Below are 26452 nucleotides of genomic sequence, written 5' to 3'. Positions count from 1 at the left end.
CGCGGCGACGGGACGGAGAGTTCCTCCGCGAGCGCCGCAGGCGATCTCGCGCCGCGAGCGCCCTTCGCCATGCGGTCGCAGGGGCGTCGCGCCGCCGCGCCGCCAGGGGCGGGTCGCGGCGGGCGATCCTGCGCTGCGCCGGAGGCGGCCCGGGCGGGCCTGCGCGCTCGACGCCGCAAGGACGGCGGAGGCGCGCGACGCCGGAACCGTCGGCGTCCGGCGCCGTTTCGTCGAAGGAAACCCCTAGGACGTCACGCACGATGCGCCTTCCGCCTTCCAGGCTTTCAACCCCGTCGCGACGATCCACCATGTCGGATGACGCCACCCTGCACAGGAGACCACCCATGCGCATCATCGCCTCCGCCGCCCTCATCCTCGCCGCGACCGCCGCGACGGCGCTCGACCCTCGCGAGGGCTGGGCGGTCGCCGACAGCGCCAAGTCCTACGCCGCGCTGCTGGCGGACCTGAAGGACGCCGTCAAGGCCGAGAAGATGGGCCTCGTCACGGAGGCGGGTCCGACCGAGGCCGCCGCGGCGCGGGGCGAGACCATCCCCGGCAACCGCGTCGTCGGCGTGTTCCGGCCCGATTTCGCGGTGCGCGCGGTGCGCGCCAGCGAGGCGGCGATGATCGAGGCGCCGATCCGGTTCTACGTCACCGAGAACGCCGACGGCACGGCCACGCTGTCCTACAAGACGCCTTCCTTCGTCTTCGCGCCCTACGTGGACGAGGGCGGGGCGGCGCTTGCGTCCGTCGGCGATGAGCTCGACGCCGTTTTCGCCGCGATCGCCGCACGGGCGCTGGCGGCCGACTGAGACACGCTGGAAAGCCGTCGTCAGCCGGGCCAGCGATCAGGGGGAGGCCTGCGCCAGCCGGCCCACCGCCTGCCTGTCCAGCCCGCTCGGGGACGAGCGGGCCGACCGCGAAGGGGGCGGCGCCCATGACCTGCCCCGCGCCGCGTCCCGCCGCCCGCGCCAGCGCGCCGAAAGCCGACATCATCGGCGCGACCTGACCGGGATGCGCGCCGCCATGAACGCCGCCGCGCCGGGCGTCGCGCCGACGCAGGGCGCCCGTACCCGTCTCCGCCTGACCCTGCGCGCCCGGCGTGGCGCCGCCGCCAGCGCCGCCCGGTCCATTCGTCGCCCGGACCGGCCGCCAGCGCGCCGCGCGCCGGCGATCGGGCGGGCCGATGCGGCGCGCCGCGATCCACCTTCGCGCCACCGGCCTTTCATGGCGCATCATTCCTGTGCAACTCTCGATCATGGGTCGGAATCGGCGGCATCCGGCGCGACTGGCGGTTGCCAGAGGCGGAAACAGGCGCTGCTATGATCACCTGTCAGGAAAGCGAGGCCGCGGAATGATCAGACTGTCCGTCCCCATGCTGGCGGCCCTCATGGCCTTCACGGCTTCGGCGCAGGAGCACACGCTGCGCATCCATTCCTTCGGCTCGGCGGCCTCGCTCGACCACACGGCGCATCTCGACCGCTGGGCCGAGAGCGTCGAGGCCGACAGCGGCGGGCGCATCGCGGTCGAGGTCTATCCGTCCATGCAGCTCGGCGGATCGCCGGCGGACCTCGTGCAGCAGATGGAGGATGGCGTCGTCGACATCATCTGGACGTTGCCGGGCTTCACGCCGGGGCGGTTTCCGGGCGCGCAGGGGCTGGAGCTGCCCTTCATGAACACCGGCAGGTCGGCCACCATGAGCCCTGCGGCGATGGAGTTCGTCACCGGCCATCTCCAGCAGGAGTTCGAGGGCGTCAAGGTTATCTCGGTCCACGCGACCGACGCGGCGCTGATCCACACCGTCGACCGGCCCGTGCGGACCATGGAGGACTTTCAGGGGCTGAAACTGCGCGTCGCCGGCCGTTTCATCGGCGAGGCCGTCGCCGCGCTTGGGGCCACGCCCGTCGGCATTCCCCTGCCCGGCGTCTACGAGGCGCTGTCGCGCGGCCAGGTGGACGGGATGCTGATCAACTGGGCGATCACCCAGCCCTTCCGCTTCTACGAGGTCACGCAGCACCACACCGACTATCCGCTGTTCCAGTCGATGCTGATGACGCTGATGCGGCAGGAGAGCTACGATGCCCTGCCGCCCGACCTTCAGGCCGTGATCGACGCGAACTCCGGGGTCGAGTACGCGACGCGCATGGGCGAGATCTGGGATACGGCGACCGAGCCGGCGCGCCAGGCCACGATCGCCGCCGGCGACGACGTCTTCGAGCTGGACCCCGCCGAGGTCGCGCGCTGGAAGGCCGCGGTGCAGCCCGCCTACGACGTGTGGATCGAGGAGATGACCAGCCGCGGCTACGACGGCGCGGCGCTGTTCGCCGCGCTCCAGGAGATCACGGCGAGGCACGGCCGCCAGTGAGCCCGTCGGCGGCGCGATCGGCGCCCTCCGATGCGCCTTGAGAGCCTGCGCGCCCGGCTCGACGCGCTGAGCCGTCTCGCCGCGCTCCTTGGCGGGCTGGCGCTGAGCGCGGCGGCCCTTTTCACCGTCGGCGCGGTCGTCGCCGCGGCCTTCGGCGCGCCGGTGCTGGGCGACAGCGAGGTTGTCGAACTCGCCGCCGGCGTGGCCGTGACCTGCTTCATGCCGGTCTGCCAGCTCGCGGGCGGGCACATCGCCGTGACGGCGTTCACCGACAGGGCGCCGGCGCGCGTGCGCCGCGTGCTGGAGACCGTGGCGGCGGGCCTCTTCGCCGTGGTCGTGCTCGTGCTCGTCTGGCGCATGGCGCAGGGCGGGATCGACGCCTACAGCCGCGGACGCATCTCGATGTTCCTGCAGGCGCCGCAATGGTGGGGCTACGCCGCCGTGGCCGCGCCGGCGGCGCTGTGGGCGGTCTGCGCGGTCTTCGTCTTCGTCGAGCGCCTGCTGGGCCGGGAGCCGCCGCCGGAAGAAGGCATGGCGGCGTGAGCGGCTTCGAGGTCGGCGTCGCGATGTTCGGGGCGGTGCTCGTCATGCTCGTGCTGCGGGTGCCGGTGGCGGCGGCCATGCTGATCGCCGGCGCCTGCGGCTATGCGGGGGTGACGGGTTGGGGCCCCCTGCTGGCGACGCTCAAGACGCTGACCTTCAGCCGTTTCTCCAGCTACACGCTGTCGATCATCCCGCTGTTCCTGCTGATGGGCGAGTTCGCGAGCCGTGGCGGCCTCAACATCGCGCTCTACCGCGCGGCGCGCGCCTTGCTGGGGCATCGACGCGGCGGGCTCGCGATGGCGACGATCGGGGCCTGCGCCGCCTTCGGCGCGCTGTGCGGCTCGTCGATCGCCACGGCGGCGACGATGAGCAAGGTCGCCGGCCCCGAGATGCGCCGACACGGCTATTCCGGGGCGCTCACCACGGGCACGCTGGCCGGCGGCGGCACGCTGGGCATCCTCATCCCGCCCTCGGTGATCCTGGTGATCTACGCGATCTACACCGAGCTGAGCATCGGCGTGCTGTTCGTCGCGGCGATCTTGCCCGGCGCGCTCGCCGTCGCCGGGTATCTCGCGGTCATCGCCATCTACGCGCGGGTGGCGCCGGGCGCCGCGCCGCGGGCGGAGCGGCGCGACTGGCCCACGCGCTGGCGCGAGATGCGGGCGGCGTGGCCGGCGGCGGCGGTGTTCCTGCTTGTCGTCGGCGGCATCTATGGCGGCTGGTTTTCGCCGACCGAGGCGGCGGCGATCGGGGCCGTCGCCGTGGGCGCGCTGGCGGTCGTCCTCGGCGGCATGCGGCTCGACGGCTTGCGCGACGCCATCCTCGGCACGGCGCGCACCACCGCCTTCATCTTCCTGATCCTGCTCGGGGCCGAGCTGTTCTCCGCCGCGCTCGCGCTGACGCGGATGCCGGCGGAGCTCTCCGCCCGCGTCGCCGCGCTGGACATGGCGCCGCTGGCGGTGATCGCGCTGGTGCTCTGCGTCTATCTCGTGCTCGGCTGCGTGATGGAGTCCCTCGCCATGGTGCTGCTGACCCTGCCGGTCGTCACGCCGATGATCCTGGCGCTCGACCTCGGGATGAGCGGCCCCGCCGCGCTCGTCTGGTTCGGCATACTCGTGCTGATCGCCGTGGAGGTGGGCATGATCTCGCCGCCGTTCGGGCTGAACCTGTTCGTGATCAACGCGCTGATGCGCGACGTTCCGATGACGCAGACCTATCTCGGCGTGGCCGGGTTCTGCCTGTCGGACGTTCTGCGCCTTGGGCTGATCGTCGCGTTTCCGGGCCTCGCGCTCTGGCTGACGGGGCTCTCGTGACGCGCTCAGCCGAACGGGCCGTCACCCGGGCCGAACTGGCCGAGCCATTGCGCCCAGTCGTCGAGCGCGGCCTCCATCGGGGTCGCCGGCGCCGGGCCGATGAGCCGCTCCAGCCGGTCGAGGTTCATCGGCGGCCTGTCCGCGCCCAGCAGGGCGACGTCGCCGGCGCCGCCGCCCTCGCACGCGGGCCAGCGCCGGGCGACCGCCGCCGCGAAGTCGGCGAGGTCGGTCGTCTGGGCGGCCCCGACATTGACGGCGGCGCCGGCCGCGCCCGGCGCCGCGAGCAGCCGCACGATCGCCCTTGCGGCGTCGCGGGAGTAGATCAGCGGCGCCCGCGCGGGCCGGGCGAGCGCCACGGCGGCGCCGCGCCGCGCCAGCCCGACCATCTGGTAGGGTGGCGAGGGCGTGGGCCGCACGGGCGTGCGCCATTCCCACGGCCCCCACATCGGCCCGAGGCGCGGCGCGACCACCTCGACGCCCAGCGCCGCGCCCACGCGCAGCGCCACCGCCTCCGCCGCCAGCTTGGTCGCGCCGTAGAGGCTCTGCGGCGCGCAGACCGTCCCGGCCTCGTCCAGCCGGTCTGTCTCGTCGGCAGTCCGGCCATAGGCGGCGACAGACGACATCGCGACGACGCGCGGCGTCCCGGCCGCCGCGGCCGCCTCCACCACGTCGGCGGCCGCGCCCACGTTCAGCGCCACGAAGGCCGCGGCGCCCCCGGCGCGTTCGCGCGCGGCGTCGGGCGTCGCGGCGGCCGCATGGATCACGGCGTCGAAGCGCCCTGCGCGCAGGATCGCGTCGAGCGCCTCGCGGTCTCGGACATCGCCGGTCTGGCGTCGGACGCCTGCAGGGGCCGTTGCGGCGGCCCAGCCGGGAACGGGATCGAGCGAGAGCGTCTCGACCTCCGCGCCCGCCTCCAGCAGCGCCTCGGTCAGCGCCAGCCCCAGAAACCCCGATCCGCCGGTGATCAGAACCCTCATGGACGCCGCGTCCTTCCATCGCCGCAGGGAGCGCCCGCATGAACGCGGTCGACGGACTGTCGAGGCTGGAGGCCCAGGTGTCCAGCGACCTCGAGAAGATCGCCTGGCCCGGCGTCGCCTGGGTCAAGCCCCGCCGCGGGCCGGACGGCGCGCCGATGCTCGACGCGCTCGTGATCGGCGCCGGACAGGGCGGGCTGACGGTGGGTTTCGCCCTGAAGCGGGAGGGCGTCGAACGCGTCCTCATCATCGACCGCGCGCCGAGCGGCCTGCGCGGCCCATGGACCACCTATGGCCGCATGAAGACCCTGCGCTCGCCCAAGCAGGTCAGCGGGCCGGACCTCGACATCCCCTCGCTGACCTTCCGCAGCTGGTTCGAGGCGCAGCGCGGCCGGGAGGCGTGGGACGCGCTCGGCAAGATCCCGAAGGAACTCTGGAGCGCCTATCTGGGCTGGTTCGAGCGGGTGCTCGCGCTGCCGGTGCGGGCCGGCGTCGAAGCGCTCGCGGTCAGGCCCGTCGGCGATCACGTCGCGGTGGACGTGCGCGAGGCCGACGGCCGACCGCGCACGATCTTCGCCCGGCAGGTCGTGGTCGCCACCGGCATCGAGACGCCGGGCCGCTGGCGGGCGCCCGACTTCATCGAAGGGCTGCCGCGGCGGCTCTGGGCCCATGCCGGCGACGAGATCGACTTCGCGGCGCTGCGCGGCCGGCGCATCGCCGTGCTCGGCGCCGGCGCCTCGGCCTTCGACAACGCCGCCGCGGCGCTGGAGGCCGGCGCGGCGGAGGTCCACGTCTTCTTTCGCAGGCCGGAGCTCCAGCGCGTCCAGCCCTACAAGCAGATCTCCTATGCGGGTTTCCTGCGCCATATGGGCGATCTCGACGACGCGCTGCGATGGCGCTTCATGCGCCACCTGCTCACCCTGCGCGAAGCCTTCCCGGCCGAGACCCATGCGCGCGTGGCGGGCCGCGCCAACGCGACGCTGCACCCCGGCGCCGGCTGGACCGGCGCGCGGCCGGACGAATGCGGCGGCCTGCGCATCGAGACGGCGCAGGGGCCTTTCGACTGCGATTTCGCGATCTGCGGCACGGGCTTCGCGATCGACCTTGCGGCGTCGCCGACCCTCGCGGCGCTGGCGCCCAGGGTCGCGCTCTGGTGCGACCGCTACGCGCCTCCGCCGGGCGAGTGCGACGCGCGCCTCGCCGCCTACCCCTATCTCGGCCCGCATTTCGAGTTGACCGCGCTGGCGGCGGAGGACGCCGCGGCGCTGGCGCGCGTGCGGCTCTTCACCTTTGCGGCGACGATGAGCTTCGGTCCCTCCGGGTCGTCCATCAACGCGCTGAAGTTTGCGGCGCCGCGGCTGGCGGCCGGCCTGACGCGGGCGCTGTTCACCGAGGGCGCCGGGGAGCATCTCGCCGACCTGCTGACCTACGATGCGCCGGAATTCTGAGCCGCCGCGCAGGGCTGCGGCGGTTGACAAGGGGAAGCGCCGATGACCCGCCATGGCCGTCTCACGGGGAAGATCGCCGCCGTCACGGGCGCCGCGTCGGGCATCGGCGCCGCCACCGCGCGCCTGATGGCCGAGGAGGGCGCGGCGCTGCTCCTCGCCGACCGGGACGCCGAAGGCCTGGCGGCGCTGGCCGCCGCGTGGCCGCCCGGCGCGCCGGCGCCGCTCGTCCATGTCTGCGACGTGACCGACGAGACCGCCGCGGAGGCCGCGGTCGCGCGCGCGGCCGAGGCACATGGCGCGGGCCCGGACATCCTCGTGGCCGCCGCGGGCTGGTCGACCGGCAGGCGCGCCGGCGACGAGACGCTCGCGGATTTCCGCGCCGTGCTCGACGCCAACCTCATCGGCGCATTCCTCTGGTCGCGCGCCACTCTGCCCGGCATGTGCGCGCGGGGGGCGGGTTCGATCGTCCTGATCGGCTCGCAGCTGGCCACCGCCGGCGGCGTCTCCAACGCGGCTTACGTCGCCTCCAAGGGCGCCGTCGCCGCGCTGGCGCGCTCCATGGCGCTCGACTACGCCGCCGAGGGCGTGCGCGTGAACGTGCTGGCGCCGGGCGCCGTGGAGACGCCGCTGCTCGCGCGGTCCTTCGCGCGGTCGGGCGACCCCGAAGCGGCGCGACGGCGCTGCGCCGGCCGTCACGCCATGGGCCGCATCGGCCGCCCGGAGGAGATCGCGCGCGCCGCCGTCTTCCTAGCCTCCGACGACGCCGCCTTCACCACCGGCGCCACGCTGCATGCGGACGGGGGCTGGCTGGTCGCCTAGCGCGCGCCCCATCGAACCACGCCTGCAGCATCAAGACGCCGGTCTTTCGACTGGACGGAGCCGCGAAGCCCGCCTTCCGGCCGCGCGTGAACGCGGTCGACGGCGCTTGGCGCTCGGTGGCGACGGGCGAGACGCCGCCTTCGCCGCGTCTCACCATGATTGATTATCGCTCAAATGCCAGATTCCTGCCGCTTTACTGCGCTTGCAGGCGGGAAATTGGCGTAGCATTGCGATGTCGCCTTGAGCATCGGGCCGGCGCCGACGATGAGTCGCGGCATGACAGTGCAGCGACCCATTGACGCGGCCCAGCCCGGCGTAGACGCCGTGACCACGCGTGCGCCGAAAGCCGTCAAGCTCGAGAACGTCTCGGTCGTTTTCGGGCGAGGCGAGAAAGCCGTGACCGCCCTCGCGCCGACGACGCTCGATCTCGAGAAGGGGGCCTTCCTCGCCCTCGTCGGGCCGTCCGGCTGCGGCAAGTCGACGATCCTGAAGCTCGTCAGCAACCTGCTGGCGCCGTCGTCCGGCGTGGTGATCGTCGGCGGCAAGGAGGCGAAGGCGAAGGCGCTGAAGGTCGGCATGGCCTTCCAGAACCCCACGATGCTGCCGTGGCTGAGCATCGAGCGGAACGTCATGCTGCCGCTCAAGATCGTGCCGCCCTACTGCCATCGCTTCCGCGCCGAGCGGAAGGGCGAGTTCCGCGACAGGGTCCACGCGCTGCTCGACAAGGTCGGCCTGACCGGGTTCGGCGACCATTTTCCTTGGCAGCTCTCGGGCGGGATGCTCCAGCGCGCGAGCCTCTGCCGGGCGCTGATCCATGAGCCCGACCTGCTGCTGCTGGACGAGCCGTTCGGCGCGCTCGACCAGTTCACCCGCGAGGAGCTTTGGGCGATCCTGCAGGATCTCTATCTCGACCGCCGGCCGAGCGTCATCCTCGTCACCCACGACCTGCGGGAGGCCGGCTTTCTCGCCAGCCGGATCTGCGTGATGAGCCCTCGCCCCGGCAAGATCATCTCCGACCGCGCTGTGGACATCCCGCGCCCGCGCGACATCGGCCTGATCTACCAGCCCGCCTTTGTCGAGATGACCCAGGAGCTGCGCGCGCTGATCGCGCAGGTCCGCAAATGACCCGGCCGTGAGGACGACATGGACGACGAGCTGAGCATCAACATCGCCTCCGCGGCGCTGATCTGCGGGTTCTTCGCGCTGTGGGAGGTGCTTTGCCTGCTGCTGGGCGTGTCGGACCTGATCCTGCCCCGGCCATCCGACATCGTGGCGACGCTGATCGACCGCTTTCCGGTGCTGTGGCCGCACATCCTCCAGACGCTCTACACGACGCTGGTGGGCTTCGCGCTCGGCGTCGGGATCGGCGTGGCGATCGGCGTGCTGATCGGGGTGTCGCGCATCGCCTATGGCGTGGCCTATCCGCTGCTGGTCGGCTTCTCGTCGATCCCGAAGGTGGCGGTGGTGCCGATCTTCGTGCTCTGGTTCGGCTCCGGCACCACGCCCGCCATCCTGACCGCGATGGTCATCTGCGTCTTTCCCATCGTCGTGAACATCGCCACCGGCCTCGCCACCACCGAGCCCGAGCTTGAGGACGTCCTGAAATCGCTCGGCGCCAGCAGGCGCCAGATCCTCTGGAACGTCGGCCTGCCCCGGACGATGCCCTACTTCTTCGCCTCGCTGAAGGTCGCCATCACGCTCAGCTTCGTCGGCGCCGTGCTGTCGGAGACGGTCGCCAGCAACCGCGGCATCGGAAACGTGATGATGAGCGCATCGTCGAATTTCGACGTCTCGCTCGTCTTCGCGGGGCTGATGATCCTCGCGGCGCTCGGCGTCGCGCTCTACGTCGTGTTCTCGATGCTGGAGCGTCGCGTGACCGGCTGGGCAACCCGCAAGAACGATTTCGCCGTCACCTGACAGGGAACATCCGCATGAAAGCACTCCGCCCGCTGCTGCTCGCCGCCGCCGCCGCGCTGACCGCGCTGCCGGCCTTCGCGCAGGACCTCACGCCCGTCCGCTTCACGCTGGGCTGGAAGACCCAAGGCTCCGACGCGCCCTTCCTGCTCGCGCTCAGCAAGGGCTACTTCCGCGAGGAGGGGCTCGACGTCACCATCGACCAGGGCGAGGGCTCGGCGGCGACCGTGACGCGCATCATGGGCGGGGCCTATGACGCGGGCTTCGGCGACATCAACGCCATCATCCAGAACGCCGCCGCCCGGCCGGGCGAGGCGCCGGTGATGGTCTACCAGCTCTGGAACCGCCCCCCCTTCGCCATCGTCGTCCCGAAATCCACCGGCATCGAGACCGTCGCCGACTTCGAGGGCCGCACGCTCGGCGGCGCGCAGGGCACGCCGACCACGCGGATGTGGGAGGTCTTCGCCAAGCGCAACGGCATCGACATGTCGAAGGTCGCGATCGAGAACATGGCGCCGAACCTGCAAGAGCCGATGATGATCCGCGGGCAGATCGACGGCGCCTTCGTGTTCAACATCACGAGCTGGTTCAACCTGCTGGCCAACCGGCAGGATCCGGCCGCCGACTACAACTGGTTCAGCTTCGAGGACTACGGGATGGACCTTTACTCCAACGGCATGATGGTGTCGCGCGCCATGCTTGCGGAGAAGCCCGAGGTCGTGGCGGGGCTTGTGCGCGCCGTGAACCGCGCGACGCTGGAGGTCGCTCAGGATCAGGACGCCGCGGTGGAGGCCATCGTCGCCTTCGACAACCTCGTGAACGTCGACATCGAGCGCCAGCGCCTGGTGTTCTCGCTCACGAACCTGATGAACGCGCCGGAGGGCGCGACGCTGGGCATGGGCGACCTGGACGACGAGCGCCTGACGCGGTCCATCGGCATCGTGGCGGAGGGCTACGGCCTCGAGCGCGCGCCCGAGGCGTCGGAGATCTTCGACCGGAGCTTCCTGCCGCCGCTCGAGGACCGCAAGCTCACGGTTGCGATCAACTGAGCCGACGGCCGCGGGCGTCTCGCCACGCCCGCGGCCCCAAGGTCTCGACGCCGGCGCGGAAATCGCTGACGCTCACCGCGCAGTCGCTGCGCAGTCGCCGCGCAGCACGCCCGCCGACCGGCAGATGCGGAGCGCCCGATGAACAAGCCGTTCGATCCCGTCGCCCATGCCCGCGCCGTCGTGGAAGCGTATCTGACCGCCTCGATGATCCCCGACCCCGAGACGGCCGCAACCTATGTCGCGCCCGATCTCAGGCTGACCTTCACCGGCGGGCGGGCGTTCTCAGGCCCCGCCGACGCGACGGCCTTCAACGCGAAGCGCTACCGTTGGGTCAAGAAGCGCTTCCTGCGCACCGACGCGGCGCTCGACCCCGAGACGGGCGAGGTGCGGGTGTTCAACACCGGCCATCTGTACGGCGAGTGGCCGGACGGAACCACCTTCGACGGCAACCGCTACATCGACACGTTCCTCGTGCGAGACGGCCTGATCGTCGCCACCGACGTCTGGAACGACAGCGCCGAAATCCTGCTCGCCCGCGCCGGGCTGGCCGAAGCGCCGCTCTGACCGGCGGCTCCGCCGACCAGCGCCGCGGACCGTGGCGCCTGGCGGCGCCCCGCCGAGCGAAGCGACCCTCTCGTCGCCTCCCCGAGTTGGACCAAGCCCTGCGGCGGGCGGGCTCGGGCGCATGCGTGGCGCGCGGGAGGCCTGGCGCGCGACGTTAACGGTCTCTCCAGCAACCGTGGACTACGCATGCGCCAGCGGCCATCACGGACGCTTTCGAAAACGCCGATGGAGCGGTGCGCTGGACGATCGGCCAAGGTTCGACGATGCGTTGGGGGCCGGCGGGGCCTCGCGCCGCGGCTTTCTCGTCGGCGCGGCCTGCGGCGTGCTCTCGGCGACCGAGGCCGCGGCGGGCGCGGGCAGCCTGTTTCCGCGCGCCACGCCGTCGGACCGGCGCGGACTCATCGCGGGCGGCGCCCTTGCCGACGACGCGGGCACCGCCGGATCGCTCGTCCATCGCCTGCCGCGCGCCGGCGCGCTGTGGGAGCGGGAGCCGGCGGCGCCGCCCTTGCCCGGCGACGCGGCGCCCGCGAGGCTGGCGCTCGCGGGTCCGGCGGAGCGGCGCCTCAGCATGCTGAGCGCGCACACCGGCGAACGCATCGACCTGCGCTACATGGTCCGCGGTCGCCACGACCCCGAGGCGCTGGCCGAGTTCTCCCGCTTCGCGCGGGACTGGCGCGAGAACGCCGTCAAGCCGATCGACCCCGCGACGCTCGACATCGTCCACGCCGTCGCCGCCCGCATCGACGCGCCCGGCCCGCTCGTCCTGCTGTCGGGCTACCGGACCCGGAAGACGAACAACTCGCTGAGGGGGGCCGCGCCGGACTCGCTGCACATGCGCGGGATGGCGCTGGACATCGCCCACCCCCACCGGACCGCCGCCACGCTCGCGAAGGCTGCGCTGGCGCTGGGCGCCGGCGGCGTCGGCCGGTACGACGCGTCGGGCTTCGTGCATGTGGACAGCGGCGCGCCGCGAAGCTGGCGCGCCTGACCCCGCCCCGGCCCGAACTGGAGCGGCGTTCGACCTGACTGCGTCGGGTCCGCCGCGCCGCGTCATCTCTCCGTAGCGGCTCTCCCGCCGCCGAGCGATCCGGTCGGCTCGCAAGACTCTCCGGCCCGAACCGCCCCCGCGCCGCGCCATGGCCGCCGCCGTCGACACGGCGCGCAGATCGGAAAACCCGTGGCAGGCCCTGCCGTCATCAACTAAGGTCCGGGAAGGGATTGATTTAAGGATCCAACCGCCTGCGATGAACGACCGGGCCCGCAACGGCCGCCAGCACGCGCAGAGTGCTGCGGACGGTCCCGCGGGGATTTGGAGCCAGGATGGTCGCAACCGGACGCTTCGCGGCGCATGCGGGACGGCGCAGTTCGCGGCTCTCCCTCAGGCGGGCGGCGACGATCGCTTTCTGGAGCCTGGCCTGGATCGCCCTGTGGCACGTCGCATCCTTCCTGGCGGTGGCCTACGGGATCAGCGTCTGGTACCCGCCGGCGGCGATCTCGCTGCTGATGACGATCCGCTACGGGTGGTCAGGCGCGGTCGGCGTCTTCTGCGCGACGCTGCTTGTCAGTCTGGACAGGTTCAGCGCGTCGCCGGGCCTGCACCATGTCGCCGCGAGCCTCGCGCATGTCGCCGCCTACGCCGCGGCGGCGCTGTTCTATCGCGCGGCCGTCGAGCGGGGCCGCCGGTCGCTCAGGCCGAGGGCCGTGGTCGCGTTGATGGGCGCCGCGCTTCTCGGAGCGACGCTGGCCTCCGCGCTCGGCAACCTCAACCACCACCTCGAAAGCGGCGGGACGCACGCGCTGAATTTCCGCAACCTCCTCGGCTGGACGGTGGGCGATTTCTTCGGCGCGATGTCGATCTGCCCGTTTCTCCTGTTTCTCGGGACGCGGCTGCGGGCGTCGCGCGGGCTCTGGAAGGGTCTTGCGCGGCATGTGAAGGCGTCGGCCGCCGCCTTCGCGATCGCCGTCGCGCTCGCGGCCCTGTTCGCGATGCTCTCGCGGGAGGAGGACGTGAGCTTCCGGCTGGTCACGGTCGTCGGCGTGGGCGTCTACAGCGTCGTCGTCGCCAGCGTCCTGTCGCCGACGTCGACGCTGATCTACCTCTTCGCCGTGTCGACGCTGTCGGCGGCGTGGCTCTCGACCGAGCTGGCGCCGGCGGCGCGGCTTGAGTTCGCCGTCCAGATCGTCACCTTCCTGATCGCCTCCTATGCGACGGTCGCGCTGTCGATGGACCGGATGCGCCTGCGCGCCGCGGCCGCCGTCCGCCGCGTCAGGATCGCGGACCTGGCGGGGCAGCGCGACGCGCTCAACCGGCGCATCAAGACCATCGAGGACGAGTTCGCCCAACTCGCCCACGAACTCAAGACGCCCCTCGGCGGGATCATCGGGTTGCTGGAGATCGTCGAAGTCGGCGCCGCGGCCGAGCGGCGCGGCGACGCGCCGGCCGGAGCGGGCCAGGCGCAGGCTGCGCGATACTTCAAGCACATGCGCGGCTGCGCGCTCTATCTCAACACGCTGGTGGACGACGCCTTCGACGTCGCGAGGGCGTCGCGCGCCGGCCTTGAGCCGACGATCGCCGAGTTCGACGTTCTGGATACGCTGGAGGACCTCGCCCTGATCTCCCAGGCGCGGGGCCCCAGCGAGATGGTGATACCCGATGACCTCAGGGCGAGCGGGGCGCCGGTGAGATCGGACCGTAACCGCCTGCTGCAGATACTCGTCAATCTGCTGGTCAACGCCATGAGATACTCCGACCCGCGGAACTCGGTGAAGGTCGCCTGCTCGGTGACGCGGGAGCACGTCGTCATCTCGGTGGCGAACGCCTCGAGCGCCGTCACCGCCGACCAGCTCGACCGGCGCATCAGGGGCGAGACCGGCCCCGCCGGCGGTTCGCAGGGGCTGGGGATCGGTCTGCCGCTCGTCGGCCGCCTCTCCGCCAGCATAGGCGCGAAGGTGTCCACGGCGGTGGCGGAGGGCGTGGTGACGATTTCCGTGAGTCTGCCGCGCGCCTGAGTGGGGGCGGCCTCCCGTCGCGGGATGGCGGCGCGCCCGCGCGGACGGGTCTCTCCGCCTCGGTCGCCCGGAGGGGGGCGGCGGCGGCGCGGGCCCGCAGACGCGCCCTTCGCGCCGCCCGCAGGCGCCGCGCCCCTCGCCGGACCGCGCCAGCCTGACGGAAGGCCCGCCGCGGCGCTCCGTGCGGCGCCGTCAGGCCTCCAGCGCGTCGAGCGCCGCGGCGACGCGGTCATGGTCGGGCTGCGAGAGGGGCAGCAGCGGCAGGGGCGGCGGCAGGTCCGAGAGACCCATGAGCGCCGCGGCGGCATAGCAGGCGCGCAGGCTGCCGAACTCCCTGAAGAGCGCCCAGAGCGGCTGAAAGAGGGCGTCGATCCGTTCCGCCTCGGCCCGATCGCCGGCCTGGGCCGCGCGCGCCAGCCGCAGCGCCTGCGCAGGCAGGACGCCGGCCGCGACGCAGTGCCAGGCGTCGGCGCCGGCGAGCAGCGCCTCGGCGCAGAACCAGTCGCCGCTGTAGCCCAGCGAGAAGCCCGCCGGCAGCCGCCCGCGCAGATCCGCGATCTCCGCCGCCATCGCCTCCGGCGCGCCGCCGGGGTTCTTCACCGCCGCCGCCGCGCCCGACGCCGCCAGCCGCTCGATCAGCGCTGGGCTGAAGGTGAAGCGGGTGGTCGAGGGGTTGTTGTAGATGCAGATCGGCGCGCCCGTCGCGCCCGCCACCGTCTCGAAATGCCGGAAGACCTCAGCATCGAGCAGCGGCGTGTAGGAGACCGGCGCAAGCAGCAGGGCGTCGGCGCCAGCGGCCTCGGCGTCGCGCGCGAGCGCCGTCGCCGCGTCGGTGCGCAGCGCGCCGACGCAAACGACCAGCGACGCGCGGCCCGCCAGCGCCTCCCGCGCCGCCGTCACGGCCCTGCCGCGCTCGGCGCGCGACAGATAGGCGTAGGTTCCCGTGCTGCCGAGCAGGCCGACCGCATCGACGCCCGCCGCCGCCAGACGGTCGACCAGCGCCGACAGACGGTCCGCATCCACGCGCCCCTCAGGATCGGCCGGCGTGATGGGGAACGCCACCAGACCCCCGAACACGCCCTCGCCCGCCGCCATCGCCCGTCCCTCCCCCGCCGCTCCGGATGACCGTCGGGCTTGCCGGGCCGCGGCGCAAGGGGCCGCGCAGGTCCGGTCCGCGCGTTCCCCGCTCAGCCCTTCGGCTTCCCCGGTTTGCCGTCCGGCTTAGGCCTCGGCTTCGGCCCGGGCTTGTCGAAGGGCCTGGCGCCCTTCGGCCCACGCGCCGCTTCGCCGTCGCGCGGCTTGGCCGCGCGCGGGCGCGGGGGCGCGGGGCCCTCGGCGGGCGCCGTGCGCGGCCTCCGCGCCGCGGCCTCTCCGTCAGGCGCCGGCCTCGGGCGGCTTTCCCCGTCGCGGTCGCCCCCCGGGGGCCCGGCGCGCCCTGGGCGGGGAGCGGCCGCGGCGCCCGGACGCGGGCCGGAGAGCGGGGCAGGACGCTGGGCCGGGCGCTGACCGGGCGCGCGCGCGTCCCTGTCCAGAACCGGCTCGCCCTCCAGACGGCTCATGCGCATGCCGTCCTCGAACTCGCCGCCCGTGCCGAACTTCTCGGCGGCGTCCTTCGCGATCTGCACGAAGGTCTCCTTCTGGCGCACGCGGATCGCGCCGACGGCGTCCTTGGTGATCTCGCCGGCCTCGCAGATCTTCGGCAGCAGCCAGCGCGCCTCGGCGCGGTCCTCATGGCCGACCGAGATCGAGAACCAGACCGACTCGCCGAAGGCCGGCCGGTCGCGCGGCGCCGTCGGCGCAGGCGGGCGCGTCCCCGACAACTCCTCGGGCGCCGAGCGCTCGCCGCGCCACAGCCGGACGAAGGCCGCCGCGACGCGCTCCGCGCCGAAGCGCTCCAGCAGCGTCGCCGAGAGCGCCGCTTCGTCCCCCGCCGCCTCGGCGAGCGCCGGATGCTCCATGATCCGCGCGTCGTCCCGCGCGTTCACGGCATCGGCGGAGGGCGCATCTCCCCAATCCGCCTCGACCTGCGCGCCCTGCAGCAGGCGCTGCGCCTTGCGGAAGTCGCCCGGCGTGACGATCAGCGCCGAGACGCCCTTGCCCCCGGCCCGGCCGGTGCGGCCCGAACGGTGCAGCAGCGTCTCGGAATTCGTGGGCAGGTCGGCGTGGATCACGAGGTCGAGCCCCGGCAGGTCGATGCCGCGCGCCGCCACATCTGTCGCGATGCAGACGCGCGCCCGGCCGTCGCGCAGCGCCTGCAGCGCATGGGTGCGCTCCTGCTGGCTCAGTTCACCCGAGAGCGCCACGACCTGGAAGTTGCGGTTGCCCATGCGCGCGAGCAGGTGGTTCACGTTCGCCCGCGTCTTGCAGAACACGATCGCGGCGGGCGCCTCGTAGTAGCGCAGCAGGTTGAAGATCGCGGGCTCGCGGTCGCGCGGCGCGACGGTGACGGCGCGATAGGCGATGTCTGCGTGCTGACGCGCCTCGCCGGCGGTCTCGATGCGCAGGGCGTCGCGCTGGAAGGTCTTGGCCAGCGTCGCGATGCCCGCCGGCACGGTGGCGGAGAACATCAGCGTGCGGCGCCCGCGCGGGGCGGCCTCGAGGATGAACTCCAGATCCTCGCGGAAGCCGAGGTCGAGCATCTCGTCGGCCTCGTCGAGCACGCAGGCCCGCAGCGCCGAGAGATTCAGGTCGCCGCGCTCGATGTGGTCGCGCAGCCGCCCCGGCGTGCCGACGACGACATGCGCGCCGCGCTCCAGCGCCCGGCGCTCGTTGCGATAGTCCATGCCGCCGACGCAGGTGGCGATCAGCGCGCCGGCCTCGCCGTAGAGCCAGCCCAGCTCGCGCGCGACCTGCAGCGCAAGCTCGCGCGTCGGGGCGATCGCCAGCGCAAGGGGCGCCGCGGCCGCCTCCAGCCGCCCGGCGCCGCCGAGGATCTCCGGCGCCATGGCGAGGCCGAAGGCCACCGTCTTGCCGGAGCCGGTCTGCGCCGACACCAGCACGTCGCGCCCGGCGGCCTCCGCCGCCAGAACGGCGCGTTGCACGGGGGTCAGGCTGTCGAAGCCCTTCGCCTCAAGGGCGGCCGCCAGCGGCGCCGCGATGTCGAGATCGGTCATGCGCCTCGCCTGGATGGAAGGGCTCTGCGCCCGGTGAACGGCGCGCTTCGCGGCGCGGGCGCGCCGGAGCGCGCGCCGCCCCGGCGTCGCGAGGCCAAAGCGGGTCGCTACCCGCTCGCCCGGCGAGAGTCAAAGCAATGTCGCTTTGCGCTCGGTGCAGGCGCGCGCGCGCCGCGCTCGGTGCAGGCGGGCGCGCGCCGCGCTCGGTGCAGGCAGGCGCGTCGCGCTCGGTGCAGGCAGGCGCGCCGCGCTCAGTGCAGGAACGCGAAGGCGAAGACCAGCGCCATGCCCAGCAGCGCCAGCGTCTCGCAGGCGATCACCAGCACCCCCTTCGCGCCGGCCGCCCGCATCTCCGCCAGCGACGTGCGCACGCCGAGCGCGGCGATGGCGGTCAGCAGCATCGCACGGGAGGTCGTGTTGGCCGCCTCGATCAGCCAGTCGGGCGCCGGCAGGGTGTTGCGCGCCAGCATGAGCAGGGTGAAGGCGACCACGAACCACGGCAGCCCGACGCGCTTGCCGCCCTCGGCGCGGTAGGCGAAGGCGACCACCAGCAGCACGACCGGCAGCAGCGCAACGCGCTGGAGCTTGGTGAAGGTGGCGATGTCGCCCGCCTCCACGCTGACGGAGTAGCCCGCGCCCACGACCTGCGCGACGTCGTGCACCGTCGCGCCGATCAGGTATCCGATCGAGGTGTCGTCCAGCCCCAGAGCACCGAACAGGGCCGGGTAGATCACCATCGCGACGGTCGAGAGCGTCGTCACCCCGACCACGGTGAACAGCACGTCGCGCTCCCCGATCAGCCGCGACGGCAGCACCGCCGCCAGCGCCAGCGCGGCGGAGGCCCCGCAGATGCCGACCGCGCCCCCGGTGAGCAGTCCGAAGGCCGAGCCTCTGCCGAAGGCGCGCGCGATCAGCACGCCGCCGCCCAGCGTCAGCATCAGCATCGTCACGACGCCGATGGTGGGCGTCCAGCCGAGCCGCGCGACGTCCTCGAAGGTCAGCCGCACGCCGAGCAGCGCCACGCCGATCCGCAGCAGCGTCTTGGAGCAGAAGACGACGCCGGGCGCGGCGCGTTCGTCGGCCGCAAGGAAGTTGAACGCCATCCCGATCAGAAGCGCGAACAGCATCGCCGGCGCGCCGTAGTGCTCGCCGAGAAAGCCCGCCGCTAGCGCGACGGTGCCGGCCAGCAGAAGCCCCTGCCGGTGGCGTGACCACCACGCCCGGCCCGCGGCGAGGCGCGAGGGCGCTCCGGCCTCCTCGTCCGATGCGGTCATGCGCGGCGCTCCTGCGGGCGGTCTGCCTCGGGTGGGCTGCAACGGCTCACATCCGGCCCTTCCACGGCACCACCCTGCGCTCCACGAAGCGCATCAGCAGGTCGAAGGCGTAGGCGATGGCGGCGATGACGATGATGCCCATGATCACCGTGGAGGTCTGCAGGAACTGGCTCGCCGACAGCACCATGTAGCCGAGGCCCTCCGTCGCCGCGACCATCTCGGCGGCGACCAGCGTGGTCCAGCCGAAGCCGACGCCGATGCGCATCGCGGTCAGGATCTCGGGCAGCGCCGAGGGCAGGATGACGTGGCGCATCACCTGCCAGCGCGAGGCGCCGAAGGAATAGGCCGCATGGATCTGCTCGATGGCCGCCGAGCGCACGCCGGCCCGCGCCCCCAGCGTGACCGGCGCGAACACCGACAGGAAGATCAGCAGCACCTTCGACGTCTCGCCGATGCCGAACCAGATGATCATCAGCGGCAGATAGGCCAGCGGCGGGATCGGCCGGTAGAACTCGATGGGCGGGTCGAACAGGCCCCGCATCACCGGGCTCATCCCCATCGCCAGCCCCAGCGGAATGCCGACGGCGCAGGCCAGCAGGAACGCGCCGAAAACGCGCGCTGTCGAGATCGCGACATGCTCCAGGAACGGCGTGTTGGTGAAGCCGTTGTTCCAGACGTCGACGAACTTGGTCAGAATCGCTCCGGGCGAGGGCACGAACAGCGGCTTCACCCAGCCCATCGCCGTCACCAGCCACCACAGGAACAGCAGGAACAGGATGGAGCCGACGGAGAGCCATGTGGCGTCGCCCTGCCCCGGCACGCCGTAGGTCTCGCCGGGGCGGCTGGGCCTGCCGCGCATCAGGCGGGCGAGCGGCCCCGGCCCCGATCGCGCCGCGGCGGCGGTCGGCTTGCCGGCGTCGGTCATGCGGCGGCCTCCTCGTCGGCGAAGATGATCTCCAGGATGCGCTCGCGCAGGGCGATGAAGTCGCGCGACGCCTTGACCTGCCGCGCGGGCTCCCCCGCCAGGAACCGCCGCGAGAACGGCAGGTCGAAGCGATGGGCGATGCGGCCGGGGCGCGGCGACATCACGATGAGCCTGGTGCCCATGAACAGCGCCTCCTCGACGCTGTGCGTGATGAAGAACACCGACTTGTGCGTGCTGTGCCAGACGTTGAGGATCAGCTCCTGCGCCTTCTCGCGGGTCAGCGCGTCAAGCGCGCCCAGCGGCTCGTCCATGAGCAGCACCTTGGGGTCGCAGGTCAGCGCGCGGGCGATGCCGACGCGCTGCTGCATGCCCCCCGAGAGCTGATAAACCTTGCTGTCGTGGAACTTGTCGAGGCCGAGCAGCGCGAGATACTCCGCTGCGACACGGTGGCGCTCGGCCTCGGCGACGCCGCGCAGCATCAGCCCGAACGCGACGTTGTCGATGACGTTGAGCCACGGCATCAGCGCGTGCTTCTGGAACACCACCGAGCGGTCGGCGCCCGGACCCGTCACCGGGGCGCCGTCGAGCAGAACCTCGCCCGAACTCGGCGCCAGAAAGCCCGCGATGAGGTTGAGGAGCGTGGACTTGCCGCAGCCCGACGCCCCAAGCGCCACGACGAAATCGTCGTTGGCCATCTCAAGCGCGACGCGTGAGAGCGCCTCCACCGGCGGGCGGCCCTCGGCGGCCGGATAGACCACCGAGGCATCGTTGATCGAGAGACCCATCGTCGCCGTTCTCCTGTCACGGGGTGCGGGGACGGTCCGGCGGCGCGCCGCCGGACCGGGTCGCCTGACGCGCGCGGCGCGGCCTTGGAGCCGGACCCGAAACTCCGTATCGGGTCTCCGCTCTTACTTCAGCGCCGCGTCGCCGATGGCGGTGTTGACGAAGGGCGCGTAGTCGTCGCGCGCGCTGTCGATGCGGCCGGCGGCCTGCAGGAACTCCGCCGTCGCCTTCATCGTCGCCGGCGCGCCGCCCAGCCACTTCGGCGTGAGCTGCTCCGAGAGCGGCAGGAAGGTCCAGCCCCTGAGGATCTCGGGCACCTGATCGGGCGCCGCGCCAGTGGCCGCGGCGATGGCCTTCACCTGCGCGCTGTCGGCGGTCCAGGCGGCCGGGTCGGCGAGATAGGCGGCGTTGGCCGCGTCCATCGCGCGCACGAAGCCGGCGACGGCCGCGGCGTTCTCCGCGGCGAAGTCGGCGTTCACCACCCAGGCGTCAAAGGTCGGGTAGCCCCACTCGGCGGTCTCGTCGCCGCCGACGAGCAGCGCGCCGCTCTGCAGGATCTGGCTCTGCACCGGCTGCCAGATGAAGGCGGCGTCGATGGCGCCCTGCTCCCAGGCCGCGGCGATCTGGTCGGGCGGCATGTTGAGGATGGTCACCTCGCGCTCCGACACCCCGGCGTGCTTCAGCGCGCCCATGAGCGAGAAATGCGCCGTCGAGCCCACCGGCACGGCGAGGCGCTTGCCCTTGAGGTCCTCCAGCGCGGCGATGCCGGCGCCCTCGCGCACGATCAGGCTCTCGGCCTCGCCGATCACCTGCGCCAGCATGACGACCTGCAGTTCGACGCCCTGGCTGGCGGCGATGGCCAGCGGCGAGGAGCCGAGCTCGGCGAGCTTGATGTCGCCCGAGGCCATGGCCGCGATCACCTCGGCGCCCGAGTTGAACGTGCGCCACTCGATGTCCCACCCCGTGGCGGCCTCGAAAGCGCCCTCGGCGCGGGCGGCCTGCATCGGCGTGGGGTTGCCGAACTGGCCGATCACCACCGTCTGCGCCTGCGCGGCGCCGGAGGCGGCGACCGCCGACGCGCCGAACGCGGCGGCGACGGCGAGCTTCTTCATCGTCGAGAACATGCGTGCAGTCTCCCTGTCTGGTCCGGAGGCGTTCGCCGCCTCCCGTGCGACTTCCCCGTGCGACGTGGCGTCAGCCGGCGAGGCGCGCCGGCGCCTCCCTTCCCGTCGCGAAGGCCACGATCCCGTCGACGAGCGCATCGAGCGTGTCGAAGGCGCGCGCGCCGGGGTCGACCGCGTCGGGGATGAGCGAGAATTCGGTGCAGGCGATCATCTGCGCCTCGGCGCCCGCCGCCAGCAGCGCCGCCGAGGCCGCACCGAGCGCCGCGCGCGCGGCGGGCGTCGGCCCGTCGGCCTTGATGGCGCGGATCGCGGCGAGCGTGGCCGCCTCGTCGGCGACGTAGACGGGCGTGAGCCCCGCCGCGGCGAGCGGCCCGTCGAACAGGCCGATGCGCCGCACGGCGGGCGAGGCCAGAACGCCGACGCGCCCGCCGGCCCCGGCCGTCGCCAGCGCCCGCGCGACCGAGAGCGCCACCATGTCGATGAACGGCACGGACGCCGCCGCGCGGATCGCCGGGGCATAGTGGTGCGCGGTGTTGCAGGGCATCGCCAGCGCCTCGGCGCCCGCCGCCTCCAGCCGCCGCGCCATGTCCGCCAGCACGGGTGCGGGATCTTCCCCCACGCCCTCGATCAGCCGGGCGATGCGCGAGGGAACCTGGGGGTTCTGGTCGACGATCAGCGGCACATGGTCGGCGTCGTCGCGCGCTGGCGTGGCGCGGATGAGCCTGCTCATCAGCAGCACGGTGGCCTCGGGCCCCATGCCGCCCAGCACGCCGACGCGGCGCGGCGCGGCGCTCATGCGGCGCCCTGCCCAGCGAGCCCGGCGTCCGCGCCCAGGGCGTCCAGCGCGTCAAGGATGTGCGCCGCGATCAGGTCGCAGTCCTCCAGGCTGAAGGTCAGCGGCACGCGCATGTCGAAAAGGCCGGCGAGGATGCGGTCGGTCCGCGGCAGCGCCTGGGGCGTCACATAGCGCCAGCTCCGGTGCGCCGAGGTGAAGGCGACCGGCTCCGCGGCGCCGAACCATTTCAGCTCCACGCCGTTCGCGAGCGTCGCGTCGAGAAGCGCCTGCGCCGCCCCGGCGCCGATCCCCGGCACCATGAACTGCAGCGACGAGCCGACATAGCGCTCCTGCGCCGGCCGCTCGGGCGTCCTGACCAGCGGATGCGCGGCGAGCGCGGCGGCCAGCCGGTCGTGACGGGCGTTCCACGCCGCGATCGCGGCGTCGAGCGCACGCAGCTGCGGGCGCAGGATCGCGGCGCGAAGGTTGTCCATCCGCGCCGACATGTTCGGCGTGTCGAGCCGGATGTCGGCGTAGGTCTCGGGGTCCGGCCCGGCCCCGTGGCGGCCGTAGAGCATGTAGCTGCCCGAGAGCATCGTCGCGCGCGCCATGAACGCGGCGTCGTCGGAGGTCAGCAGGCCTCCCTCGCCGGAATTCATGTGCTTGTAGGTCTGGGTGCTGAAGCAGCCGGCCAGCCCGAAGGAGCCCGACTTCCGGCCGTTCCACGTCGCGCCCATGGTGTGCGCGCAGTCCTCGATCAGCGCCACGCCCCCGGCGGCGGCCCACGCGGCGAGACGGTCCATGTCGCACAGATGGCCGCGCATGTTCGACAGCAGCAGCGTCTTCGCGCCGCTGATCCAGGCCTTTTCGGCCAGGTCGTCGAGGTCGAGGACGAGGTTCCCGTCGATCTCCACCAGCACCGCCTCGGCCCCGACGGCGGCGATGGCGCCCGGCACCGGCGCCAGGGTGAAGGCGTTGGTGAGCACCCGGTCGCCCCGCCCGACCCCCGCCGCGCGCAGGGCGATCTGCATCGCCTGCCCGCCCGAGGCGACGGCGAGGCAGTAGCGCGCGCCCTGCCACGCGGCGTAGTCGCGCTCCAGCGCGGCCGCTTCGGGCGTCTCGCCATGGGCGGCGTTGTAGCGGTGCAGGCGGCCCGAGCGCAGCACCGCCAGCGCCGCCGCCACCCCCTCCTCGGGAATGGGCGGCTGCTGGGTGAACGATCCGCGGAAGGGCGGACGCGCCATGGCTCAGGCCGCGACGGCGGTCGCGGCGTCGCCGGCGGTCAGGAAGCGGTCGTAGCCGAACAGGCCCACCGCGCCGCCGGTGTGCAGGAACACGATGCGCTCGCCCTTCCTGAACCTGCCCTTGCGGCAGTAGTCGATCAGCCCCGCCGCGCCCTTGCCGGAATAGACCGGGTCGAGGAGGAGCCCCTCCAGTTCGGCGAACATGCGGATCGCCTCGATGGTGTCCTCGCGCGGCAGGCCGTAGCCCTCGCCGACATAGGAGGTGTCGGCCACCACGTCCTCGCGGCTGACGACGCCGGGGCAGCCCAGTTTCTCGGCCGTCCTCACCGCGAGATCATAGACCATCTGCTCCTGCTTCGGCTGCGGCGCGCGGGTGCCGAAGCCGAGCAGCGGGATGTTGGCGTTCAGCGCCTTGAGCCCGACGACCAGCCCGGCCTGCGTGCCGGAGGAGCCGGTGGCGTGCACGATGCGGTCGATGCGCAGGGCGCCGTTGTTGGCCTGCGCGAGCAGCTCGAACGCGCAGTTGACGTAGCCGAGCGCCCCGGTGGGGTTCGAGCCGCCGCCGGGGATGGTGTAGACTTTCTTCCCCCTGGCGCGCTCGGCCTCGGCCGCGCGCTCCATCTCGCCAGGCATGTCGTGGCCGCCGGGGTAGCGCGCGAGCGTGCCGCCATGCAGCGTGTCGAGCAGGACGTTGCCGTTGTCGTTGTAGTTGTGCTCGGCGTAGCCGGTGCGGTCCTCCAGCAGGATGTGGCACCCCATGCCGAGCTTCGCGGCGAAGGCGGCGGTCTGGCGCGCGTGGTTCGACTGGGTGGCGCCCTGCGTCATCACCATGTCGGCGCCCATCGCCTCGGCCTCCGCCATCAGGAATTCGAGCTTGCGCGTCTTGTTGCCGCCAGTGGAAAGCCCCGTGCAGTCGTCGCGCTTGATCCAGATCTCCGGGCCGCCGAGCTCGCGCGAGAGCCGGTCGAGCCGCTCGAGCGGCGTCGGCAGATGCGCGGCGAAAATGCGGGGAAAGCGCGCGAGGTGCATCGACGGCTCCTGTCAGGAATTGCAACTCACAGACAGTGATCGCAAGGAATGCGTCGATCAACGTCGAAATTCTCGATACAAGTGTCGCAAAGCGCAACTTGGAGCCCCCCAAATGCACCTCGAATGGCTGGAGGACATCCTGGCCGTGGCCGAGACCGGCTCGTTCAGCGAGGCGGCGGACCGGCGGCGGCTGACGCATTCGGCGTTCTCGCGCCGCATCCGGGCCATCGAGGCCTATGTCGGCGTCGAGCTGTTCGACAGGGCGCGCAAGCCCGTGGCGCTGCGCCCCGTCACCGCCGAGCAGCGCGCGCGCATGGCCGAACTCGCCGGCGGCCTGCGCCAGCTGCTCGCCGACCTGCGGCGCGGGGACCGTCTCTCCGGCGAGCGCATCGTGCTCGCCTGCCAGCATGCGCTCACCGCGAGCTTCACGCCCGAGTTGGCCGGCGCCGTCGCGCGCAGGCTGCCGACCGCGAAGCTCCGCGTGCGCTCGGCCAATCGCGGGGACTGCCTGACGCTGCTACTGTCGCGCGAGGCCGATCTCGCCTTCGTCTATCGGCTGGCGAGCGACGGCCCCCCGCTCAGGGCGGACTATGTGGACTGGACCGACATCGGCGACGACCGGCTCGTGCCGGTGTTCCGGCGCGACGGGGCGGAGGCAGTGCGCGCCGGCCTCGCGGAGGGCCGCATCACCGTCGTCGCCTATCCGCAGACGGTGTTCTTCGGCGACGTGCTGGCGCGGGAGGTGTTTCCCGCGCTGCAGCGTCGCGCCGACGTGCTGCGGCGGGTCGAGACGGCGCTGACGCTCGCGGCGCAGGAGATGGCCGCGGGCGGCGTCGGGGTCGCGTGGATACCGCAGAGCCTTGCGCGCCGCGCCGTAGAGGACGGTCGACTCGCCGACCTCTCCGACCGCCTGCCCGCCTGCGATCTGCGCGTCTGCGCGCTCAGGCTGGCCGGGCGGCCGAGCGCGCTGGAGGCCTTCGCCTGGGAGGAGGCCGCGCGCCTGCTGCGCTGAGCCCGGCGACGCCGCGCGCCGCGCCGCCCCGCGCGACCTCTCGCGATCCTGCGCCCCGTCTTCCGCCACGCCGCGCCGCGGCGCCGCGACGCCGGGCCACGGCGGATTGACGAGACCGGTTCGCGCGTCGATGCTGCCCCGCGTAGCGCCGTCCGGGAAACGAGACGCGCGCCGATCCGGAGGAAGTCCCATGACCCGCACGACCCGTCTCTCCCTGCTCGCCGCCGTGGCGGCGCCTGCGCTGTTCGCGGCGCCGCTCGCGATGGCCGCCTGCGACTGGAAGCCCGAACGCGCCGTCACCTATGTCGTGCCCTGGGGCGCCGGCGGCGGCACCGACGCCAACTCCCGGATGCTCGCGAGCATGCTCGAACAGGCCTGGGGCGTGCCCTTCAACGTGGTCAACCGCACCGGCGGCAACGGCGTGACCGGCCACAGCGCCATCGCGAACGCCGAGCCGGACGGCTACACGATCGGCGCCGTCACGGTCGAGATCAACACGATGCACCATGTCGGCCTGACGGACATGACCTTTGAGAGCGTCACGCCGCTGGCGCTGGTCGACATCGTGCCGTCCTCCGTGCTGGTGAAGAAGGACAGCCGGTTCGAGAGCCTCGACGCGCTGCTCGCCTTCGCCAAGGCCAACCCCGGCGAGCTGACGGCCTCCGGCACCTCGCAGGGCGGCATCTGGCATCTCGCGCTTGCGGGGATGCTGAACGCCGAGGGGCTGGCGCCCGACGCGATCCGCTGGATCCCCTCGCAGGGCGCGGCGCCCGCGATGCAGGAGCTGATCGCCGGCGGCGTCGACATCGCGACGCCGGCGCTCTCCGAAGGCAAGGCGATGATCGAGAGCGGCGAGCTGCGCGCGCTGGCCTACATGCACGACCAGCCAATGGCCGCGCTGCCCGACGTGCCGCTGACCGCGAAGGCGCTGCCGAGCGGCTGGACGCTGGCGGCCTACATCACCGCCTCCGGCCCCGCCGGCATGTCCGACGAGATCGCCTGCAGCTATGAGGCCGCGATCGCCGACATCGTCGCGACGCCCGAATGGGCGGCGTTCAAGGCGAGCCGCGGCTCCGAGGTCGTGTCGATGTCGCGCGCCGACCTCGCCGCCTACATGGCGCGGTCCGACGAGGCGCTCGGCAAGGTCATCGAGGCCGTCGGCCTGGCCAAGTAGG

The 26452-nt window shown here is 72.9% G+C and carries 24 protein-coding genes; 14 read left to right on the top strand and 10 right to left on the bottom strand.

From position 1 onward, the window contains the following. Positions 1-344: 344 nt before the first annotated feature. The 4 genes from BLW43_RS05080 (at position 345) to BLW43_RS05065 (ending at position 4221) form a co-directional block, all read left to right on the top strand. Entirely contained in the window at positions 345-812 is a 468-nt protein-coding gene (locus BLW43_RS05080; protein ID WP_093249637.1) for a DUF302 domain-containing protein, read from the top strand. A gap of 542 nt (positions 813-1354) precedes the next feature. Further along, positions 1355-2365: a TRAP transporter substrate-binding protein gene (locus tag BLW43_RS05075; protein WP_175478764.1), complete on the top strand. Its 1011-nt coding sequence runs from the start codon at positions 1355-1357 to the stop codon at positions 2363-2365. Between the two features lie 30 nt (positions 2366-2395). Then, complete coding sequence (locus BLW43_RS05070) at positions 2396-2908, top strand: TRAP transporter small permease (protein ID WP_093249621.1); 513 nt, start codon at positions 2396-2398, stop codon at positions 2906-2908. Then, positions 2905-4221, top strand: coding sequence for a TRAP transporter large permease (locus BLW43_RS05065; protein WP_217632099.1), 1317 nt, complete (start codon positions 2905-2907; stop codon positions 4219-4221). Before BLW43_RS05070 ends, BLW43_RS05065 begins: the two co-directional genes overlap by 4 nt. A 5-nt stretch (positions 4222-4226) precedes the next feature. Here the strand turns inward: BLW43_RS05065 and BLW43_RS05060 are convergent, their stop codons facing one another. Continuing rightward, positions 4227-5198 (bottom strand): NAD-dependent epimerase/dehydratase family protein, encoded by a 972-nt coding sequence (locus tag BLW43_RS05060; protein WP_093249614.1) that lies wholly within the window; start codon positions 5196-5198, stop codon positions 4227-4229. Between the two features lie 38 nt (positions 5199-5236). On the opposite strand from BLW43_RS05060, the gene BLW43_RS05055 reads away from it, so the two are divergent. From BLW43_RS05055 to BLW43_RS05020, 8 genes are all read left to right on the top strand, one after another. Beyond that, positions 5237-6643 (top strand): NAD(P)-binding domain-containing protein, encoded by a 1407-nt coding sequence (locus tag BLW43_RS05055; protein WP_093249612.1) that lies wholly within the window; start codon positions 5237-5239, stop codon positions 6641-6643. Positions 6644-6685: 42 nt separating this feature from the next. Continuing rightward, the gene (locus tag BLW43_RS05050) at positions 6686-7462 is read left to right on the top strand and encodes an SDR family oxidoreductase (protein ID WP_093249609.1); all 777 of its coding nucleotides are present in this window, start codon (positions 6686-6688) and stop codon (positions 7460-7462) included. A gap of 276 nt (positions 7463-7738) precedes the next feature. After that, on the top strand, positions 7739-8587 hold the full coding sequence (locus BLW43_RS05045) for an ABC transporter ATP-binding protein (protein WP_217632098.1): 849 nt from the start codon (positions 7739-7741) through the stop codon (positions 8585-8587). An 18-nt stretch (positions 8588-8605) separates the two neighbouring features. Continuing rightward, a complete protein-coding gene (locus BLW43_RS05040; RefSeq protein ID WP_093249607.1) occupies positions 8606-9379 on the top strand; it encodes an ABC transporter permease in 774 nt (257 codons plus the stop codon). Between the two features lie 14 nt (positions 9380-9393). After that, positions 9394-10425: an ABC transporter substrate-binding protein gene (locus BLW43_RS05035; RefSeq protein WP_093249604.1), complete on the top strand. Its 1032-nt coding sequence runs from the start codon at positions 9394-9396 to the stop codon at positions 10423-10425. Between the two features lie 138 nt (positions 10426-10563). Then, complete coding sequence (locus BLW43_RS05030; protein ID WP_093249601.1) at positions 10564-10989, top strand: nuclear transport factor 2 family protein; 426 nt, start codon at positions 10564-10566, stop codon at positions 10987-10989. A gap of 268 nt (positions 10990-11257) precedes the next feature. Beyond that, the gene (locus BLW43_RS24250; RefSeq protein WP_245730923.1) at positions 11258-11977 is read left to right on the top strand and encodes a YcbK family protein; all 720 of its coding nucleotides are present in this window, start codon (positions 11258-11260) and stop codon (positions 11975-11977) included. 332 nt (positions 11978-12309) lie between these two features. After that, complete coding sequence (locus tag BLW43_RS05020; RefSeq protein WP_093249599.1) at positions 12310-13998, top strand: sensor histidine kinase; 1689 nt, start codon at positions 12310-12312, stop codon at positions 13996-13998. 192 nt (positions 13999-14190) lie between these two features. Here BLW43_RS05020 and BLW43_RS05015 read toward each other — a convergent pair whose 3' ends face one another. The 9 genes from BLW43_RS05015 to cuyA form a co-directional block, all read right to left on the bottom strand. Next, the gene (locus tag BLW43_RS05015; RefSeq protein ID WP_093249597.1) at positions 14191-15093 is read right to left on the bottom strand and encodes a dihydrodipicolinate synthase family protein; all 903 of its coding nucleotides are present in this window, start codon (positions 15091-15093) and stop codon (positions 14191-14193) included. Positions 15094-15185: 92 nt separating this feature from the next. Then, positions 15186-17111 (bottom strand): DEAD/DEAH box helicase, encoded by a 1926-nt coding sequence (locus tag BLW43_RS05010; RefSeq protein WP_093249596.1) that lies wholly within the window; start codon positions 17109-17111, stop codon positions 15186-15188. 251 nt (positions 17112-17362) lie between these two features. Continuing rightward, the gene (locus BLW43_RS05005) at positions 17363-18385 is read right to left on the bottom strand and encodes a YeiH family protein (RefSeq protein ID WP_093249589.1); all 1023 of its coding nucleotides are present in this window, start codon (positions 18383-18385) and stop codon (positions 17363-17365) included. A gap of 46 nt (positions 18386-18431) precedes the next feature. Next, complete coding sequence (locus tag BLW43_RS05000; protein ID WP_093249583.1) at positions 18432-19310, bottom strand: ABC transporter permease subunit; 879 nt, start codon at positions 19308-19310, stop codon at positions 18432-18434. Continuing rightward, entirely contained in the window at positions 19307-20095 is a 789-nt protein-coding gene (locus BLW43_RS04995) for a taurine ABC transporter ATP-binding protein (RefSeq protein WP_093249579.1), read from the bottom strand. Before BLW43_RS04995 ends, BLW43_RS05000 begins: the two co-directional genes overlap by 4 nt. 123 nt (positions 20096-20218) lie before the next feature. Further along, on the bottom strand, positions 20219-21217 hold the full coding sequence (gene tauA / locus BLW43_RS04990) for a taurine ABC transporter substrate-binding protein (RefSeq protein WP_093249568.1): 999 nt from the start codon (positions 21215-21217) through the stop codon (positions 20219-20221). 70 nt (positions 21218-21287) lie between these two features. Then, positions 21288-22013: a cysteate racemase gene (gene cuyB, locus BLW43_RS04985; protein WP_093249559.1), complete on the bottom strand. Its 726-nt coding sequence runs from the start codon at positions 22011-22013 to the stop codon at positions 21288-21290. Then, complete coding sequence (locus tag BLW43_RS04980; protein ID WP_093249552.1) at positions 22010-23236, bottom strand: DegT/DnrJ/EryC1/StrS family aminotransferase; 1227 nt, start codon at positions 23234-23236, stop codon at positions 22010-22012. Before BLW43_RS04980 ends, cuyB begins: the two co-directional genes overlap by 4 nt. A gap of 3 nt (positions 23237-23239) precedes the next feature. Continuing rightward, positions 23240-24265, bottom strand: a complete 1026-nt coding sequence (gene cuyA, locus BLW43_RS04975; RefSeq protein WP_093249549.1) for a D-cysteate sulfo-lyase — start codon at positions 24263-24265, stop codon at positions 23240-23242. 112 nt (positions 24266-24377) lie between these two features. Here cuyA and BLW43_RS04970 point away from each other — a divergent pair, with 112 nt between their 5' ends. Together BLW43_RS04970 and BLW43_RS04965 are read left to right on the top strand one after the other, a co-directional pair. Further along, positions 24378-25277 (top strand): LysR family transcriptional regulator, encoded by a 900-nt coding sequence (locus tag BLW43_RS04970; RefSeq protein ID WP_093249545.1) that lies wholly within the window; start codon positions 24378-24380, stop codon positions 25275-25277. A 190-nt stretch (positions 25278-25467) separates the two neighbouring features. Then, positions 25468-26451: a tripartite tricarboxylate transporter substrate binding protein gene (locus BLW43_RS04965; RefSeq protein ID WP_093249541.1), complete on the top strand. Its 984-nt coding sequence runs from the start codon at positions 25468-25470 to the stop codon at positions 26449-26451. Position 26452: the final 1 nt, after the last annotated feature.

Origin of the sequence: Rubrimonas cliftonensis, assembly GCF_900107585.1 — a bacterium.
GTDB lineage: Bacteria > Pseudomonadota > Alphaproteobacteria > Rhodobacterales > Rhodobacteraceae > Rubrimonas > Rubrimonas cliftonensis.
The sequence above is the reverse complement of the archived record's forward strand: the minus strand, read 5'-3'. Positions and strand labels throughout refer to the sequence as shown.